Source organism: Porphyrobacter sp. HT-58-2, assembly GCF_002952215.1.
GTDB lineage: Bacteria > Pseudomonadota > Alphaproteobacteria > Sphingomonadales > Sphingomonadaceae > Erythrobacter.
On sequence record NZ_CP022600.1, the window covers coordinates 1880854 to 1898127 of the forward strand.

12 protein-coding genes are annotated in these 17274 nt (G+C 60.8%); 2 read left to right on the forward strand and 10 right to left on the reverse strand.

Annotation, left to right across the window (positions count from 1 at the left end):
* The 5 genes from CHX26_RS08930 to CHX26_RS08950 all read right to left on the reverse strand — a co-directional run bounded on the left by CHX26_RS08930 (position 1) and on the right by CHX26_RS08950 (position 8366).
* Entirely contained in the window at positions 1-5097 is a 5097-nt protein-coding gene (locus CHX26_RS08930; protein WP_104943352.1) for a DUF11 domain-containing protein, read from the reverse strand.
* Between the two features lie 67 nt (positions 5098-5164).
* Positions 5165-6217 carry a DUF11 domain-containing protein gene (locus CHX26_RS08935; protein ID WP_104940614.1) on the reverse strand — a complete coding sequence of 351 codons (1053 nt, stop codon included), beginning with the start codon at positions 6215-6217 and terminating at the stop codon, positions 5165-5167.
* A 71-nt stretch (positions 6218-6288) separates the two neighbouring features.
* A complete protein-coding gene (locus tag CHX26_RS08940) occupies positions 6289-6771 on the reverse strand; it encodes a hypothetical protein (protein WP_104942069.1) in 483 nt (160 codons plus the stop codon).
* Between the two features lie 55 nt (positions 6772-6826).
* Positions 6827-7765 carry a hypothetical protein gene (locus tag CHX26_RS08945; RefSeq protein WP_233997088.1) on the reverse strand — a complete coding sequence of 313 codons (939 nt, stop codon included), beginning with the start codon at positions 7763-7765 and terminating at the stop codon, positions 6827-6829.
* 373 nt (positions 7766-8138) lie between these two features.
* Entirely contained in the window at positions 8139-8366 is a 228-nt protein-coding gene (locus tag CHX26_RS08950) for a hypothetical protein (RefSeq protein WP_104942071.1), read from the reverse strand.
* A 539-nt stretch (positions 8367-8905) separates the two neighbouring features.
* Here CHX26_RS08950 and CHX26_RS08960 point away from each other — a divergent pair.
* Entirely contained in the window at positions 8906-10843 is a 1938-nt protein-coding gene (locus CHX26_RS08960; protein WP_172449759.1) for a putative bifunctional diguanylate cyclase/phosphodiesterase, read from the forward strand.
* 47 nt (positions 10844-10890) lie between these two features.
* On the opposite strand, the gene CHX26_RS08965 is transcribed toward CHX26_RS08960, so the two are convergent.
* From CHX26_RS08965 to CHX26_RS08975, 3 genes are all read right to left on the reverse strand, one after another.
* A complete protein-coding gene (locus tag CHX26_RS08965; protein WP_104942074.1) occupies positions 10891-11352 on the reverse strand; it encodes a hypothetical protein in 462 nt (153 codons plus the stop codon).
* Between the two features lie 941 nt (positions 11353-12293).
* Positions 12294-13240 (reverse strand): IS630 family transposase gene (locus CHX26_RS08970; RefSeq protein WP_104942075.1). Its coding sequence is split into 2 segments (ribosomal slippage): positions 12294-12904 and positions 12904-13240, totalling 948 coding nucleotides; the frame shifts between segments, so codons are not numbered across the junction.
* Positions 13241-13528: 288 nt separating this feature from the next.
* The gene (locus CHX26_RS08975) at positions 13529-14257 is read right to left on the reverse strand and encodes a hypothetical protein (protein ID WP_104942076.1); all 729 of its coding nucleotides are present in this window, start codon (positions 14255-14257) and stop codon (positions 13529-13531) included.
* Positions 14258-14454: 197 nt separating this feature from the next.
* Here CHX26_RS08975 and CHX26_RS08980 point away from each other — a divergent pair, with 197 nt between their 5' ends.
* Positions 14455-14895, forward strand: a complete 441-nt coding sequence (locus tag CHX26_RS08980) for a helix-turn-helix domain-containing protein (RefSeq protein ID WP_146107692.1) — start codon at positions 14455-14457, stop codon at positions 14893-14895.
* A 370-nt stretch (positions 14896-15265) separates the two neighbouring features.
* Here CHX26_RS08980 and CHX26_RS08985 read toward each other — a convergent pair whose 3' ends face one another.
* Positions 15266-16120 carry an SDR family oxidoreductase gene (locus tag CHX26_RS08985; RefSeq protein ID WP_104942078.1) on the reverse strand — a complete coding sequence of 285 codons (855 nt, stop codon included), beginning with the start codon at positions 16118-16120 and terminating at the stop codon, positions 15266-15268.
* An 815-nt stretch (positions 16121-16935) separates the two neighbouring features.
* Positions 16936-17271, reverse strand: a complete 336-nt coding sequence (locus CHX26_RS08990) for a hypothetical protein (protein ID WP_146107693.1) — start codon at positions 17269-17271, stop codon at positions 16936-16938.
* Between the last annotated feature and the right edge of the window lie 3 nt (positions 17272-17274).

Genomic DNA, 17274 nt, shown 5'->3' on the forward strand with positions numbered 1-17274 from the left:
TTACCTCCCCAGTCCGAGGAAGCTGAAGCTGTCCGCATCAAACGCCATCCGCACCGCCGCGAACACCCCCTTGTCGCTGTTGCGCGCCGCGCCGAAATCGCCATCACGGAAGCCTTCGATATTGTAGCCCACCGTTACCAGCATCCCCTTGACCGGGGTCACGCCGATGGTCGGGCCATAGGCAAAGCTGGTGGCCTTGTCGGTGACGTTGGAACGAACCGTGGCGCTCGCGCCGAGTTCGAATTTCTCGCCGATCCCGATGCGCGCGTCAGCCCCGACCAGCACCGACGTGCCGGAAAACTCGGTGCCTTCGAAGCGGTCGAGATTGTGCCGCGCGCCGAGGAAGAGGCCGAATTCGTGACGGCGGACTTCGGCACCTTCGACCTGGCCGCGCGGTGAGAAATTGGCTGACAGGCTGGCCACCAGACGGCGGGCGGTGGCATCGCCGTCGACCACCAGGGCGGTGCGCCCAGCGCCTCCAGCTCCGCCGATTTCGCCTGCGACGCCGCCGGTTATCCGGTCTGACCGAAACTCCACCCGGCCCAGCATGGCGAGCGGGGAAGCGTCGGGGCGGTGGGCAAAGGCGATGCTGGCATCAAGGATTTCGGCCTTGGCGCCGCCTGCGGCTTCCGACAATGTCCAGGTGATCCCGGAACCGACCAAGCTGCCTTCGCCAAGCTGACGGATTGCGCCAAACTGGGCGCCCTTGCGGTCGGCCATCTCGCCATCGCGCACTTCGCCGCGCGCCGTGATGCTCCAGCGATCCTTGCGCCACGCCGCGCCGAAGGTCACAGCGGTGAAATCCTCGAACAACAACCCACCGGTCAGCTGGCCGCCGCTGGCAGGCGGCTGGGCCGGGTTGATGACGCCTGCTGTTCCCGGATTGCCGCCAATGGTGCGGTTGCTATCCACTGTGGCATCGACCGTCAGCGTCTGGCTGATCTGAAGGGTCTGCGACAGGCCGAAGGCGGCAAAGCTGCGGTTGCCGTTCTCGCCAATGGTCTCCTGCCCGAGGGTCGTGACGATCTGCCCGCCCTGCCAGGGGGCAACCTCGATCCCGCCGCGCAGCTGCCGCGCCTTCAGATTTTCGCCATCGGCCAGCTCGTAGGTGCCGACAAGGCGCACGTCCTGCGTGATCGCATAGCGCAGTCCCAGACGGTGGCGTGCGGGAAGATCCAGGCTTTCGCTCTTGCCCAGCGCGATCGCGGTGCCAGCCGACAGTTCCAGCTTGTTGCCCATCAGCCGCTGGGTCGCGCCTGCTTCCAGCACGGTCGAGGTTGCGTTGCTGCCATCGGCGAGGCGATCGTTGAAATGGGTGAGGCCCAGCCTGAGATCGGTGTTCTGGCGGGTCAGCACGAACTGGCCTTGGGCGGCGCGGCGGCGGGTCTGGTCGACAAGGCCCTCATCCTGCCACAGGCTGCCAGTGAAATTGAGCTGCTGGCTGAGCAGCACCCTGCCATCGACCCCGATCTTGCGACGGCCACGTTCTGCCGCGTTCTGCTGACCGATTCCATAATCACCGTCGATCTGACGGGCATAGGCGAGCAGGTCGAGGATGGCGGTCTGGTGCTGGGCTTCGACCAGCCAGCCAGTCGCAGCCTCGCCCTCGCGGCGGCTGACACCCAGTTCGGCGCGAATCTCGGTGCTGTCACCGATACGGGCGAGCAGATCGACGGCTCCGATATCGGTGCGCTGCGTCTGGCCGCTTGCCCCTTCGATTCCGGCATCGGTGATTGCGCTGGCACCGATGCGAAGCTTGCCATTCGCACTGGTCCAGTCGGCGCGCACCCCGGCGTTGAGCTCCGCCTCGCCCGCGCCGTCAGTTTCGAACTCGATGACGATGAATTGCGGGTTGAGGTTTTCATCCCGGCTCAGCACGGGCGCAGCGAAGCGGATCGTGCCTGACAGCAGATCAATGTCGTAATCGGCAAAGCGGGTCAGCGCGCGGGTCGAGATGATCAGCTCGGGGCGGAACCGGTCGCGCACTTCGATCGTCACACGTTCCGAATTGGGCAGGATGCGGCGGCTGGCGAGGCTGTAGGGGCCGGAGATGCCCTGACCCTGGATTTCCTGACGCTGGAACCGGCTGGCAATCTCTGCGGCAAAGCCCTGCGCCTTGATCTGTCCGACGCGTGCCTCGGCCTTCACACCGGTTGCGGTGCGGTTGTAATTGGCAAGCCGCGTCTGGTTGAAGGCGGTCTGGAAATCTCCATAGAGCGCGTAGAAGGTCGAGGTTTCGATGCGGACATACAGCTTTTCGCGAGTGGCGGCGTCGAACTGGCGGGCGGAAGCATCGCCGAACACGGTGTAATAGGCGGTCGGATCAAGCGCGCCGAGCACGCGCTGGTCTTCGCGCTGGCGGGCGCTGTCATAGGCGAGTGTGAGCAGATATTTGCCCAGCACCCGGCCCTTGGCATAAAGCGCAACGCGCGCATCATCGCCCAGATCGCTGTCGAACTGCCCGGCGCGCTCCATATTGTCCGCCACCGAACGCGCGCCCAGCGTGCCTTCGACAAGGCCGATGATCGTCCATTCGATATCACCCGGCTCGATCCACGCCTCAAGCTCTTGACGGCGGGTGATCTCGCCATCGTTGAACGCGAAATCGAGCCGCAGCGAGCCACTGACCATGGTGGGGGCGAGTTCGATCCGGGCGATGCCGTCCTCGCCCTCGACCACCCAGCGCGCGGCCATCGGGGTCATTCCGGTAAGCTGGTTGAGCTGCTGGCGGTCGATCTGCTCGGCGCTCTGATAGGGAGCGTTGAGAGTGAAATTGCCCGATATACCTTCGCGCAGGGGACGGCCGTTGCGGTCGAGTACGCGGATCGTCACCACCGGGCGCGTGCGGCCATCGGCGACAAGGTTCGATTGCGCAGGCAGGAATTCGACCTTGGCCGGTGTGCGGGTGAAGAACACCTCACGCGTGAAGGTCTTCGAGACTTCGCCATAGCTGTTGATGATACGCGCTTCGAGCATGGTGCGTTCGTTGATCAGCGGCACGCCGCGCCACTGGCTGATTGCGTATTTGCCTTTTTCCGGGGTCTGTGTGCCATCGAAGGCGAGCGGATCGACCGGCTTGCCATCAACCAGCAGCTCAACGCTCTGGCCGCGGCGGTGGCGGATCACCACGCGGACCGCAGGCGCGCGCGGGTTGGCATCGGGGGCGGGGGCAAGGAAGCCGTCCTCGCCATCGCCCAGCATCAGAAAATCGGTCGGCGCCGCGGCGGGTTCGACGGGAGTGGCCGGGGCTTTCTCTGTGGGACTGGCAGGTGCCACAGGCGCGGGCGCAGCCGTCGTACCGGCGGGCAGCACAGCGTGGAAATCGGCGACCACCAGGCTTCCGCCCTGACCGATCGCGAGCCGCGAGAAGGCGCTTCCGGCATTGCGGGTCGAGCGCGAGCAATCGATCATCCGCGCCCCATCGGGCAGGGTCATGCGCGAAACCTGCACGACGTGGGTGCCGGGGACGACGCCTTCGAAGTGATAACGCCCGTCGGCATCGGTGACGGCGAAGCTGCCGTCTTCCAGCATGATCCGCACGCCCGCGATCCCGCTGCGTTCGCGTTCGGGCAGGGTGCAGTCGCCGGCCGTGATGCGCCCGATGATGGTCATGCGGTCGGCGATGCCATCGCGCCGCAGATCCACTGCGGCGCTGGCGCGTGACAGGCGACCGAGCGAATCGGTCACCTGCGCATCGTTGAGCACCCGGCCCGGAGGCGCATCGGGGCGTACGGTCATGGCATAGGTCACGCGGGCCGAGGCGCCGGCGGCAAGATCGCCCAGTGCGATGGTCAGCACCCGGCCATCGGGCGAGATCGTGACAGCCTGCGGAGCAGGTGCGCCGTTGATGCGGATCGTGTCGCGCCGCAGCCGCAGCCAGCGCGAAGGCGTGTCGGTCAGCGTCACGGCGCGCTTGACCCGTGCCGGATCGGGATTGCGGACAGTAACGGCATAGAACACCACGTCGCCGGGAGCGGCGGTGGTGCGCGAAGCGGTCTTGGCGAGGCCGAGATCAAGGCTCGGCCGGTCGACCGGGATATCGACTTCGAAAGGCGCGGGATCGTCGAGCACGAAGATATCGCCGAAAGATCCGTCGCGAATGACATAGGGTCGGCCATCGGGCCGAGTGATGCGGGCGAGCACGTCGCGCGGGGCGGCAGATGGCGCGGTGTAGGGATCGGGCGGTGTCACGACGAGCCGGAAGCGACCCTGTGTGGTGAGCGGGAACCAGAACTCGCCCGGCCCCATCATGACGCTGCGTCCGCTACCGTCGGTCACGGCCTGACCGGAAATCATGCTGGAAGGCCATGCGGTGACGCCATCCTCGGCAAAGACGGTTGCAGGGGCGCCGGTGTCGGCATTGACGAGTGCCACGCGCGCACCATCGACCGGCTCGCCGGTTTCGCTGTCGAACACGACGCCGAAAGGATCGACCAGCACGGCGACTTCGGTCTGGACGAGTATACCGCTTTCGTCGGGGCGCATGGCGGCGATGGTGATGCGCGTTTCGCTGCCCACGCTGATGCGGCAATCTTCCTGCACCAACGGCGGGGGGATGCGCATTGTGTCGATCGATCCGGCAAATACGCCGCTATTGGCCGCGGTTTCGAAAACGGTGATCGTCTCGTGGTCGCCTTCGAGCGTGGTCAGCACTACGGTCATGCTGTCAACTGCGCCTGGATCACGGTTGGCACCGGCGGCGGTGATTTCGAAGAACATCGGCTCGCCCCCGCGCAGCTGGCTGGTCGGGACGACGCGGGCCGTAGCGGTGGTGGAAATCGGGCCACCCGCCGGCGCTAGGCTGGCGGTGACAAGGTCGCTGCGCAGCTGCGCCTGATTGGGCACAGTGCTGCAGCGCGGTTCGATATAGACCAGCTCCGCGCCGGTGCCGGGCGAACGGCGGAATACCTGGATCACTGGCGGGGCTGCAGGGAGGGTGCTGACGTCGAACCGCACCGGATTGCTCGAAATCCGGCGGCGCGAGCCGTCAGCATCCCATGTGGCTTCGGCGATGTTGGTGATGCTGCGCACCGCCGCGCCGTCATTGTTCGTCTGTGCGGATGCCCCCTCCTGCGGCACGCCGAGAGGCAGCAGCACCGCAAGGAGTGCTGCCGCGACGCGCCGCAAGGAGGGGGAAACACGCAAGACCTGGATCCGGATCGGGTTAGTCGATCACGACCCGGAAATAGAGCGAGCGGGTCTCGCCGCCAGCAACGTCGCTGAGGTCGCCCGTCACCCGGTCAGCGCCGCCAGCGCCCGCGCCCGCGACAAAGTTGCCGCCCGCCGTGCCGTTGGCACAGTTGGCATCGCCATCGACGAAGATGCCGAATGCGCTGTCATAGATCACCTCGAAGGGCAGATCGTCGGTCACGTTGACATCGGTCGCGGTTGAAGCACTGGCAGCGTTGGCCACGGTGATGCAATATTCGATCGTCGCGCCCGGAATTGCCTTGGGGTTGTTCGTCCCGTTGACCGGGTCGCTCACCACGCGGCTCGACTTGGCGACATCCACGACCGCACCGGCCACGGTGTAGGTGCCGATGGCCGAGAAGGCACCGTCGCGCACGCTGTCGGTGGCACCCTGACCATCAAACAGCACGGTGTCGATACCGCTGGTGTTGGTGGCGGATTCGACCAGCTCGGCACCCAGCGAGCCCGCGCCGCCAGCGGCATGGGCATTGGCAGTCAGTGCAATGTCGAACTGATCGTCGTTGATTGCATTGAGGCCAAAGTCGGCGATGACGATCACGGCGGTGGTGACGCCGGTTGCAGACGAGCCGACTTCATCAAGGAAGGTGATCGGCCCTGCGGCCAGTTCTGCCGCATCCAGCACCCGGTCGCCATTGGTGTCGAGGAAGATGCGGATATTGCTGATGTTTGCAGCTGTCCCTGCATTTAGAGCGGTCGTCAGTTCAAGATCGACGCTGCTGTTTGACAGGTTCGTGACGTCAAACGCGATCGCCTGTTCGGTCGAACCCGGCGTGACACTGGTGGCCGCGCCGACATTGGTAACGGTCACGTTGACGCGCTGGTCAACGGTGAATTCGTCGGTCGCGGTCTCGGCGTTCTGAGTGATGCCGTTGACGTTGTAGGTGACGTTCACGGTGTTGCTGATGGTGGTGCCTGCGGTGGTCCCTTGGGCCAGGGCAGGGGCGCTCGTCATCGCGATGAGCGCGCACGCGCTCACCGCACCGAGCAACTGCTTGGTGGTCTTCATTGGTCTGGTCCTGTGCGTGTGTCCCGCGTGATCAAATCCGCCCGCAGGACGTGGCGGTTATCTCCCGCTGGTCAGCGGATGATGGCTGGATAGGTGAGCCGCCCCGATGCGCCGGGGGCTATGCTCGCCAGCACCCAGCGGACATGAGTCACGTCCGCATGGGCGGCGGGACGTGTGGTCCCGTCGGAATTGGTGAAGGTCAGCGCGGCCAGCGCGCCCCAGGTCTTGCCTCCGTCGACCGACACATCGAGCGCCGGATCGGCATCGGGCGCAAGGCGAACGGCAGCGGGCAGGGGATTGGTGACGACAAAGTTGGTCACCGCATCCGCGCCGTTATTGGCATAGTCGGTACCGAACACCAGGCGGTCGCCCGGCACGATCGAGGTCGGCTCGACCAGTTCGATGCGTTCCGCGCCATCGGCGTCGGTGACGATCTTTTCGGCCTTGACGTCGCCCTTAAGCGCAACCGGGTTGGCATTGTCCTGCGCTGCGAGCCCAAATGCGGGCATGGTCAGTGCTGCGACTGCGATCATGAGTTTTGCGATAATGTTCATTGTCCTTACCCCGATCTGAATTGTGATGGCGTAAACAGTTGATTATTCGTCATCTCTACTGATCGACGACGACGTTGAAGGTGATCGCGTGACGCGCGCCTGCGGCCACATTCCCGAGATTGACACTGATGCCGTCCGGATTTGAAGCAACGCCTGCGTCGCTATCGGCGACATCGGTGAGAGGGGTCGCATCCAGGGTAAGCGAACCTGGCACGTAGGTTGTCCCGTCCGGGATCGCGTCGGTAACCACAAGATTGGCAACCGAACCGGAGCCGCTGACATTTGCTTCGATGGTGAAGGTGGCGATCGTGCCGGGCACAGCGCTGGTGCCGCCGAACGGATCGCGCAGCACCACCGACTTGACCAGCGCGACGCTGGCGACGGTGTTGATCAGCGAACCTCTCGCCACCGCCTGTGCGCCTGTGGCACCGACGATCGCATCGCCGCCATCAACGCCGGCGCCTGCGAAAACAGTGCCTGGCGTGCCGATGCCGGTCACCGCTTCGGCCGTAAGGTCTACAGTGCTGGTCTGGCCATCGCTTACACCTTCGGGAACGGTTACAAGCACAAACAAGGTGAGCGCAGCATCAGGCACCAGAATGGCGGTGGTCTGCGGCTCGGCGAGGATCTCGTCGATCCCCTCGTCATAGATCCCATTGCCGTTGCTATCGATTGCGATCGCACGAAATGACGTATCGAAATCATTGCCCGCGACGGCAGTGTTGGCGAACAGGCGGAAAGCCTCCGGCCCGTTGCCCTGATTGGTGAGTTCGAAGGTCAGTACCGCTTCGCCGGGACGCCCTGCGACCGGGCCGGGATCGAGCGAGGTCAGCGTCACGTCGAGCAGCTCGTCCACGCGAACGGTGACGGTGTTCGAATTGACGCTGCGCGCGACCCCGCCTTCGTCATAGCTGGCGACGGCAGTGTTGCGGATCAGGGTTCCGGCTGAAACTCCTTCTGCTTGGGCAGCATGAAGGGACCCAAGCGACAGCATCGCAAATGCTGCGGCGTATAGCGCAGGCCGGCGATCTAAGATGAATTGCGTATCCATAGACCAATCAAATACCCCAGTGTGGTTAACAAAAATTATCCATCCTAGGGATTTTCCTGATCCGGCTGTTCAGAGATGTCGTCGCCAGAGGTCCTGCAATGGGAGCGAGGCTGAACAGGGCGGATTTGGCTTCGGTCCCGAAAGGAGGGGCCTTGCCGCATTACCGAAAATGCCAGAGGCGCCGGGCACACAAGCCATGGGCGTCATCTCTGGTTGATGCGATCAATCGGTCGGCAAGGTCAGCCTTCGGTCGGCAAGGTCAGCCCTTTTGAACGCCTCGCCCATAGGCTGTCCGCAGACTTGTCCACATGCACGGTTACATGCCAGGCCGAGATCGCTTTCGTGATGGCTGGCCTGCGGTATCGAAGATGGCGCGAATGAAGCTCAGTACCAGCGCGCCAAGATTCTGACGTATCACGCCCTCGAAATGCGCGAACGCCGCACGGGCTTCACCAATGCGCGATGAGTCGTGCTCATCGCGCATTGAGATGAGGCAACTTGCCGTGGTTTCCATGTCGATCTGCCCGTCATAGGCCCACCACATCAATCATAGCCTGCCGGGAAAGCTTTTGCTGCCGGTTAACCTACCTTACGCTTATGTGCTTGAACATGCTTGATGTGGCATGTGCCATAGATGCGTATTCATACGAGGTTCGCGTGCTGGGGGACCTGCTTCAAGCGGACCTCGCTGGCATGCCTCGACCCCATGTGATCCTGCCGCGTGCAGGGCTGCTCATCGTCGCGCCGGCAAAGATCTTTTTGAGCGCCCTATCGGTCGCAGGAGGCGAGCCACAGGTCATCAACCAAACAGCAGTCATCCGACTTTGAAGGCGCCAGACGACAATCTGTCTGAACTGGTCGTGCTTGTCGCAACCCGCAGCGACCGCGTCTAAAGCGTTAGCTTACGGAAAATTGATATCTCGGTGTTCTGCGGGCAAATGGCCGAGGGGGCATGCGCCCAAGGGCCCAATCCCCGTGTTAGTCAGCGCACCACGCGGTTACCCAATTTTAAGCCTCTTTTCCATTGATCCGTTAATCAGATCATGACGGTTTTTGGCTACCGCTTCGCTTCATATGTGGCTCATGCGCTTTCTGACCTTTACCGGATCTCACGCTGCACAGCGTGCAGTCATTTTGCAGACCCTCAAAGGTCTTCGCCTTGGCGTGCCGCTCCTTTACGCAAGCGTCCTCATCAATATCGTCGGCCTCGGCCTCGCCGTGGCGCCCGACGCGATCACGGCTCTCTGGCCGATGGGTTGGCTCTGTTCAGCCGCAGCCCTGCGCACAATCTACCTATTGTGGGTTCAGGAGCCTCAGCAAGATGTGCCGCATCCAGAGCGCGAATTGCTGCTGGTCACAGCCTTCACGTTGTGCGCCTCGATCGGGTTGTCGGTTCTCGCGCTCTCCACAATCGAGCAGTACCCGGAGCATTTGTCTCTGATCGCTTTCCTTGCAACCCTTACGGCCCTGGGTGCAGCCTACGCACTCAGCGCCTTTCCGCATGGGGCGCTTATCCCGATCGCGATCATCGGGTTTCCTCTTGCCGGGTGCCTTGCCTTGTCCGCTGACAATTTGTCAAAGGTCATGGGCATCAGCATGGTGCCATGCCTTGGTCTGATCATGCGTTCGATGCATGCGCATGGGCGCGCAGTGTCGGGCATGATCAGCAGTCAGATTGACCTTGCAACAGAACGGGACAGAGCAAAGGCGGCAGAAGCTGTCGCACAGAAGCGAGCGGATAATGATCCATTGACCGGCCTTGCCTCTCGCGGTCGCTTGCTTCGTGTCTTGGATACTGAGACCGAGTTTCGCACCCTGGTGGGTCCCGGCAGCGTCCTGGCAATCTGCGATCTCGACAATTTCAAGCCGGCCAATGATGTCTTTGGCCACGCGGCGGGTGACGCGATCCTGCAAGCCTTTGGCCAGCGTCTCCTTTACGCTTTTGGCGATAGCGCGCTTGTCGCCAGAATGGGAGGAGATGAGTTCGCCATCTTTTGGCGCGGCGGCCTGTCGAAAGAGGCAATGACAAGAGCTGGCCGGGAAATCTGCGATTTGGCCTGTGAACCGATCTTGTGGGAAAACAAGAAGCTGATTGTCGGCGCGTCATGCGGCCTGTCCGAGGCCGGCGTCTATTCCCATTCGATAGCCGAATTCATGAGGGAGGCTGATTCCGCGCTTTATCGTGCCAAGGCGAAGGGGAAGGGGCAGTTTTACGCCTATGATGAGTTAACCTTTGCCGAAGATCTGCGTCGGCATGAGCTTGAACGCCTGCTCTCGAGGCAAGAGACCTTCAGCGAGCTTTCCTTGCAGTATCAGCCGATCTTCTCACTGTCGGACGGATCGGTCGCTTTCGTCGAGGCCTTTGCCCGTTGGCAAAGCTCGGTTGCGGGGAATGTCGCTGCCCATGACTTTGTTCGCATTGCCGAGCAAATCGGCATGAGCGAGGCGATAACGGACCACCTTCTCGCGCAGGCCATCGCCAGCGCGAGGCACTGGCCGCTCAGCGTGCGCCTCTCGTTCAATCTCGGCGCTTCGCTGGTCAGCCGCAGGGGGACGGCAGAGCGCATGCTCAGCTTGCTTGAAAGGCAAGAGTTTGCCCCAGCGCGGATGATCTTCGAAATTTCCGAAACGGCTGTCCTTGCCGATTTCGACATTGCAAGGCAGGAAATTGAAGCCTTGCGCAAAGCGGGCTGCCTTGTTGCCGTCGACGACTTTGGCATTGGAAAAGCTTCCATCACCTATCTGCGCGACCTGACCTTCGACATCGTCAAGCTCGATGGAAGCCTGACGCGCAACATCCAGGATTGTGTCCGTGCGAGGCAAATCCTGTTGGGGCTGTTGAACCTCTGTCAAGCGGCAGGTGCGGCCTGTGTTGCCGAGCACGTCGAGAGTAAGGGCCAGCTGGACTTGATCAGAGCCATGGGGAGCGAATACGCCCAAGGCTATCTGCTGGGCGCTCCGCTTAATGCTGCGCCTTTGCGGGAATTCCTCGCAAACGGGCGTTTGCAAAACACGGTGTGAATGGCGAAAGGCGGATCAGTTTGCGCTCTGCTGCGCCCCTGAACCAATCAGGCCGATATGGTCTCAAGGTAACGCAGCATACCCTCGTATCCAGCAGGCGTGAGCCTGATCAGATAACGCTTGCTATCCGACGGATCGGCTTCACAGCGCACAAGATCATTCATTTCCAGTACGTTAAGCCAGCGCAAGACTGTCGATGATTTTGCGCCGGGGCTCATGCAAGCAGCCTTTATGCTCACATTTTCATCTTGCGCCTGACGAATGAACAGATCGAGCATGATATCCCATGCCGGCTCACCGAACATTTCGGCATTCCCGACAAAATCGGTTCGGACCTGCCGGTCCCGCAGAGCCTTCTGGGCTGCTTCCACAGCGCGTTCAACGCGCGCTGCATTCATCGGAAGCGGCGGGCCAAATGCTTCACATCCGCTTGTGATCCGGATCTCATCAAGAATCTTTTGCGCAGCATCAAGCTGATCTGCAAGCTTCCTGACGTCGATATCGGCCATGGGAGGACCTCCGTGAAAGTTTCTAGCCTGATCGCAGTGACATGTTAACAAATGTAAATGGGCTGAGATGAAGATTCCGTCAATAGCACGGAAACGCGCTCAGGTGTCGGATTTTCAGTAAAGTCCTGAAAAAATTTTTGCTGAAAAATAAAAAGCAATAATAATGAAAATTTGTTTGAATGAAAACTGCCGGTTAATTTAAAAAATTTAGGGAATAATGGTTGAAAAATCCTTTGGATAAAATATTTTTCCTCCATTTTTCATTGCAAAGGATTTTTCATAAATCAAAGTGTTCTTTATGGGTCTGCTGTTCATGAGGGGCGGGTGTCATTCTGGTAAAGATAGAAAGCGAATGTCCCGCTTGCTGGCTCACGTGGTATTTGCGTTAGCTTTCGCGCGCTTTCCGCGTGTTGATGCTCTGCGAAATGTGCTGCACCAAGTCAGCGCCTGCTCGACCAACGCCCTGCCAAGCTTCCTGTGCGGCGATTCACCCGGTTTTTCAGCGTGCTCGACCGCGCGTTCCGAACAGCTGGCGTAATCGAAGCGCTCTCTACGAGCATCTCGATCGGCCAGAGCAAGCCATTGATGCGTTCTCATATCTCGTTGCTTGGGTTAGCTTCGGATGCCTTGTCTTTTGGGTTGTGCGGCAATGAGAAAGTGGTTAGGAAAATCTTCGACAGGGGGTGACGCGCCTTCCATTTGCTAACGTGCGACCTCATTTTAGCAATTATACCCCCAAGGTTGGAAAAGCTTCCTCGCTCCCTGTCACCTCTTGCTTCTCCCGCTTGGAGAATGCCTGGCGCTCACCGAGCGATTAGCCGTCCTTAGCGTTTTGACATGCCGGCTTGCGACGGCTGCATTGGCGGCCTTTTGCGCGGGTCGGGACACATGGCGGTTTGAAGTCTTGGCGAGGCCGATTTTGCCCTTAGAGCGTTTTTCGATCAGTCTGGATCATATCCGCAAGAGCTGAAGTAATTGGCGCACTCGTCGGGCTGGAAGATGTCGACAAGCCTTCCGATCAGGTCCCAGAGGCCGCGAACGGTGCGCTCTCCCGCCTTCCGCAGCATGGCCTTGAGCCGGGAGAAGGCCTTCTCGATCGGGTTGAAGTCCGGGCTGTAGGGCGGAAGGAAGCGCAGGGTTGCGCCGACCGCTTCGATCCTCTCCTTCACCGCGGCCCGTTTGTGGCTCGACAGGTTGTCCATGATGACCACGTCGCCGGGACGCAGCTCGGGCACCAGGACCTGCGCAACATAGGCTTCGAACCAGTCACCGTTGATCGGGCCGTCGAGCACCATCGGCGCAACCATGCCGGTCATGCGCAGACCGGCGACCAGCGTCGTGGTTTTGCGGTGCCCGTGCGGGAAGCCCATGCGCAGCCGCTCGCCCTTCGGGCAGCGGCCGTGGCTGCGGGTCATGTTGGTAGCGGTCCACGTCTCGTCGATGAACACGAGGCGCTCGGGATCGAGATCGAGCTGGCCCTCGAACCAGCGCTGGCGCTGCCTCAGGATGTCGGGCCGGTCCTGCTCGATAGCATGGCCAGTCTTTTTTTGCGCGTCATGCCCCGGCGCGCAAAGAAGCGGTGAAGCCCGGCGACGGAGACGGCCAGGCCTATTTCAGCCAGCGCCGACCGCAGCTCTGCAAGCGTGATGTCCTTTTGCGCTTCCCAAACGGCCAGGATGTCCGACGCCCGCTCCTCAACCCGATGCGACCGCATATCGCCACCCTGGGGCTTGGCAGCAAAGTCACCCGCATCACGCCGCAGGGCGTGCCAACGGATCGCCGTCGAAGGTGCAACGCCAAAACGGGCTGCCGCAGCTCGGCAACTCATCCCACCATCAACCGCTGCCAGCAGACGGACACGCAAATCCAAAGAGAGAGGCTGACCCATCCATGCTGGCCTCCTTCACCAGCACAGATCGTGAATCAGAATTCACGACAAAGCGGAATCCCTCGTCGATTCAAAACGGTCGAAAACCGCTCTAGTGCAGCAGAACCCTCTTCCCCAAGTTGACCCCCGTTTTTCGGTCCGGGCGCTCACGGCGCCGCGGCGAACACGCAGTGCTTGAAGGGCTGGGATCATTTGGGCAGCCATCATCTTGGTCGTCAGGTAGGTGCACTGGTGTCCCTTGCCCGACCCACAGGCATCGGCTTTGACTGCTGCGCGCCGATGCGAGGCCTAGAGTTCATCCTCGAGCGCCTTCAGTTCATCCTCGAATGCCTCATCAAATGAGGGCCTTTTCGCAGTCGAACTTGGCGCCTCGACATCTTCAGTCGAAGACAATGCCTGATCGAAAGCGTCTGAGATCGCGATCTTGCGCCCACGCACAAGAACCGCTTGCGTTGGATATCGCGCGTGCAAGCCTTGTTGGTAAGGGATTGCAAGCCCGACAGCTTCGCTCAGATATGCCGTCAACTCTGCCCCCCGCTCAAGCTCGCCGTCGTCACCGCTGATGAACGGAGCAAATGGACCGGCAGCAGCAATGCTTCCAATCGTTTTGAGCTCGCCTCTGCCTTCTGCCCGGTGCAGGCCCTTGAGGCCGATCCTGCGCCCCCCCAAGACCAGATAATCAACCTCGAGTTCAATCTTCCCCGACTTGCCAAAGGCACCCGGACCGCTTGCCAAAGTCAGGTGACCGAATGCCGGCGTGCCTTTCTGGATCGCGATATAGTTCCCGATCATGACCGGCTCGGCAACCGTCAGCCTGACCGGATCACCCTTCCTTGCATCATTGCTCCGGGTCGTGACTGTTTCAGCCAGCTCGAGCTCAATCGCGGTGCCTCGGGCAAGCGGTACCCTGACAAGGATCTCAGCATCAGGCGATTGTGAGCTTGCCTGGTTCCTTGGATCCGCCAGGGCCGGCGAGATTGCGGAGATCACAAGGCAAAACGCCAGAGGCAGTTTCATGGTGAGGTCCTCACGAAATCCCTGGAATGCGCCTATACGCGGGTTAGCAAGTCCGCCTATACGTAAGTTAACAGAATAGTGTCAGATGGGCCAAGATTTTCCTACAGGCTTACGCAGCCTGTCCCCAGATTTGCGCAGCCCGCAGGAGGTGAGGGCGCCTTTTCGTGCAGTAGGGCCTTGGCAGGAACCATGAAAGGTTGGCGACAGGTGCATTCGACAGCCATTCCTGCCCTGCTGAATGGCGCTATTCCAACGATCGATTGTTCACCTCAACTGGAAAAATAGGCCAATTAAAGCAGAGGCATGCGAGTGATTTTCTGGTTTGCGTATGGAGATTTGTCATTGTGAAAAATCAAGTCGACTTCGAACTGATAAAAAGCCGAACGAGCCTGCGGCAAATCGAAGTATTATACATGGTATATGAAACAAAATCCATATCCGAGGCGGCTGCAAAATTGAACATGACGACTGCTAATGTAAGCAGAATGTGTACCCGCTTTGAAGAAAATTGCAATTTTGCTGTTTTCATCAGCAGAAGGAAGGGGGTCCGGTTCACTGAGATGGGAATGGATGTTATTTCAAAGATCGCTCCTTTGGCAAACTGTATTGGTAATCTCGGGAAAAATGAGGGGGTGTAACGGTCGAGCCCACAGGTGTCCGCAGGCATTTTGCAATACCGCAATAGTGGCGAGGGCGCCCATGGGATCGTGAGTGCTGCATCGGCGCCAACAGGCAGCTGGGTGCAACAGGCTGCCAGCAAGCATGAATGCGGCAGGCAGTCTTCGGTCCTGAAGAGTCCTCGCCCCTGAGCCTGCGGTCTCAAGGCCAGCAAGGTACACGGGTGGAGACCATATTGGGCTCCGTGCGGCAATAGTCGCGGCGGCGCCTAAGCCGCGAAGCTCTTGGTGGTGCTCGCAGGCAAACCGCAGGTGCTTACCCTCAGCGGGCATTCATCCTCATCCACTGCCCATCATTTTTGAGCATGCATTCGCGCAACCGACAAGCAGCTTACCTGAGCCCGGCTTCCTCATGCAGCATCTGACGAAGGGCCTCGCGCCAGTGAATTGGCTCCTCGCCGAGCAAAGCGCGCGTGGCGTGACAATCAAGGGGCGGCTGGACCCGCGGCAAAGCAAGGGCGGGGGGCTCATGATCCGGGCGCATACGGATCGCAGGGATCCTCCTGATAAGGCCAAGCGCATGGGCATCTTCTGCAATCGCCGCAGCGATTTGCTCCCAGCTGGCGACCCCCTCATCACAATGGTGATAAATGCCGTTCGCGCCCTGTGCGATCAGGCTCCAAACGGTGCGCGCCAGCCCGCTCGCCGAGGTCAACGCGCCAATCGTACCTGCAGGCACGTCGATTTCTTCGCGTTCATTCATCAGCGTGATCATGCTCCGAACGAAGTTATGGTGGCCCGTGCTGTAAATCAGCCCGGTCCGGATCAGCAGGTCTTGCTTGCGAAGGTGATCTTCGCTTTCCGTCTTTGACTGCCCGAATGCACAAATGGGAACGCGTACATCATAGGGCCGATAGGGCCGCGAAGATGAGCCATCGAAAACCAGATTGGTCGAAATCTGCACGAGCTTCCCGCCCGTCTGGTCAACGGCCTCGACCATCGCTGCAACCGCGTCCGCATTGACAGCACGAAGATAGCCCATGTCCGTCTCGGCTGGATCATCTGCGCGACAGGCGGCGGTGTTGATGATCACGTCCGGTGCCTCAACCACCAGTCTGGCCCGCAGCATAGGGATGTCAGCAAGATCGCAATCCTCCACGTCGATCGCGTTCACCTCTGCCCATGAGGGGGCATGCTGTTGGAGCGCCTGGCCCAGTTGGCCGTTGCCACCTGTGATAATGATCATGGGAATATGAGAACCTTTCCTGAAGCGGGTCGGGATTGCGACGCGGCGCGGCGTTCCTGGCCGCGATTTTCACTATCCTAAGGCCCACCTGGCCTATCCCAAAGTGCTATGTAGGCGCCCCGAGCATCAGTAGCAGGCTCGCCGCACCCTTGTGTACAATTTGGAGCTGTTTGCATCGCTCAGGACATGCGCACGGACTTGCCGGGGTCGGAACCGGCAGGGCAGGGCATTCGGCGCCCGCGCCGCGACCCACTCCCGGGCCGCGATCCGATCACGCTGAGCCTTGCCATTGGCCTGCTTGAGAGGGGTGTGCCTTGGCCCCTCGCAAGGTTGACCATCGGTATGAGCCAAAGCCAATGGCACCGTCCTTGAGCGGGCCTGTGTGGCGCGCACAAGGGCTGTGCCTGGCTCTCACGGTCAGGGTTCTCAGTCTTGCGCCCGAGCGCTCGCGCTCCACTTGCCGGCAAGACAGCATTGGCGCGGCGCCCATCAGTGGCACTTCGTACCGTTTGGGCCGGTGCGACCGCCCATCGCAGCCATCAATTGCGCAGGCGAGCAGCGCGCAGCCCGGTGCTGCTGAAAGTCCCCCGTACCGCAGGTGCATGCTGCCGTGCCCCTCGAAATCCTCCGGAAGGATGTGCCTCTGCCGAAATTTCAGATGCCGAGATGGTTTCTTCACAACCGCCGAGGGCGGCGAGCCTCACCGGGCATGATCCAAGCCCGTTCTGGAATCCTATGGGAATGGAGGCAGGAGCCGCAACGCGCGCCCGGCGGTACCGCCGGGCCAATTCTCAAGCCATCCGGGTGCGGCCTTGTTACCAGGCATCAAAGAACGGATCGAAATACCGCGTCGGTGATGCCGGACTTTGGGCAGTGCGCAGGTAAGCATCCTTGTCGTCGGCCTCAGGGGTTTGACTGAAAAGGCCAGCCAGATCCTCCAAACCCAGATCAAACCGCCGAACAAGGACCGCGATCTTCTTCAGCGCCTCCTCACGGGCGATCTCTTCTGCTTCCAAGATTTCCTTATACCCAATCCTGCTCTTCACCACTTTCCCCCGATGAACATCAAGAGCGGAGATAAATATCCGCAAAAACAAAAGGTTTGATGATTTATTGTCTGCCCAAACGGTGCCGTCAGGCAGCGATTGCACTCC

Excerpts from the sequence above, each read along its gene's own strand:
- CHX26_RS08985 (WP_104942078.1), bottom strand. The coding sequence starts at position 16,120 with ATGATCATTATCACAGGTGGCAACGGCCAACTGGGCCAGGCGCTCCAA.
- CHX26_RS08975 (WP_104942076.1), bottom strand. The coding sequence starts at position 14,257 with ATGAAACTGCCTCTGGCGTTTTGCCTTGTGATCTCCGCAATCTCGCCG.
- CHX26_RS08935 (WP_104940614.1), bottom strand. The coding sequence starts at position 6,217 with ATGAAGACCACCAAGCAGTTGCTCGGTGCGGTGAGCGCGTGCGCGCTC.
- CHX26_RS08945 (WP_233997088.1), bottom strand. The coding sequence starts at position 7,765 with ATGCTGTCGCTTGGGTCCCTTCATGCTGCCCAAGCAGAAGGAGTTTCA.
- CHX26_RS08940 (WP_104942069.1), bottom strand. The coding sequence starts at position 6,771 with ATGAACATTATCGCAAAACTCATGATCGCAGTCGCAGCACTGACCATG.
- CHX26_RS08965 (WP_104942074.1), bottom strand. The coding sequence starts at position 11,352 with ATGGCCGATATCGACGTCAGGAAGCTTGCAGATCAGCTTGATGCTGCG.
- CHX26_RS08950 (WP_104942071.1), bottom strand. The coding sequence starts at position 8,366 with ATGTGGTGGGCCTATGACGGGCAGATCGACATGGAAACCACGGCAAGT.
- CHX26_RS08960 (WP_172449759.1), top strand. The coding sequence starts at position 8,906 with ATGCGCTTTCTGACCTTTACCGGATCTCACGCTGCACAGCGTGCAGTC.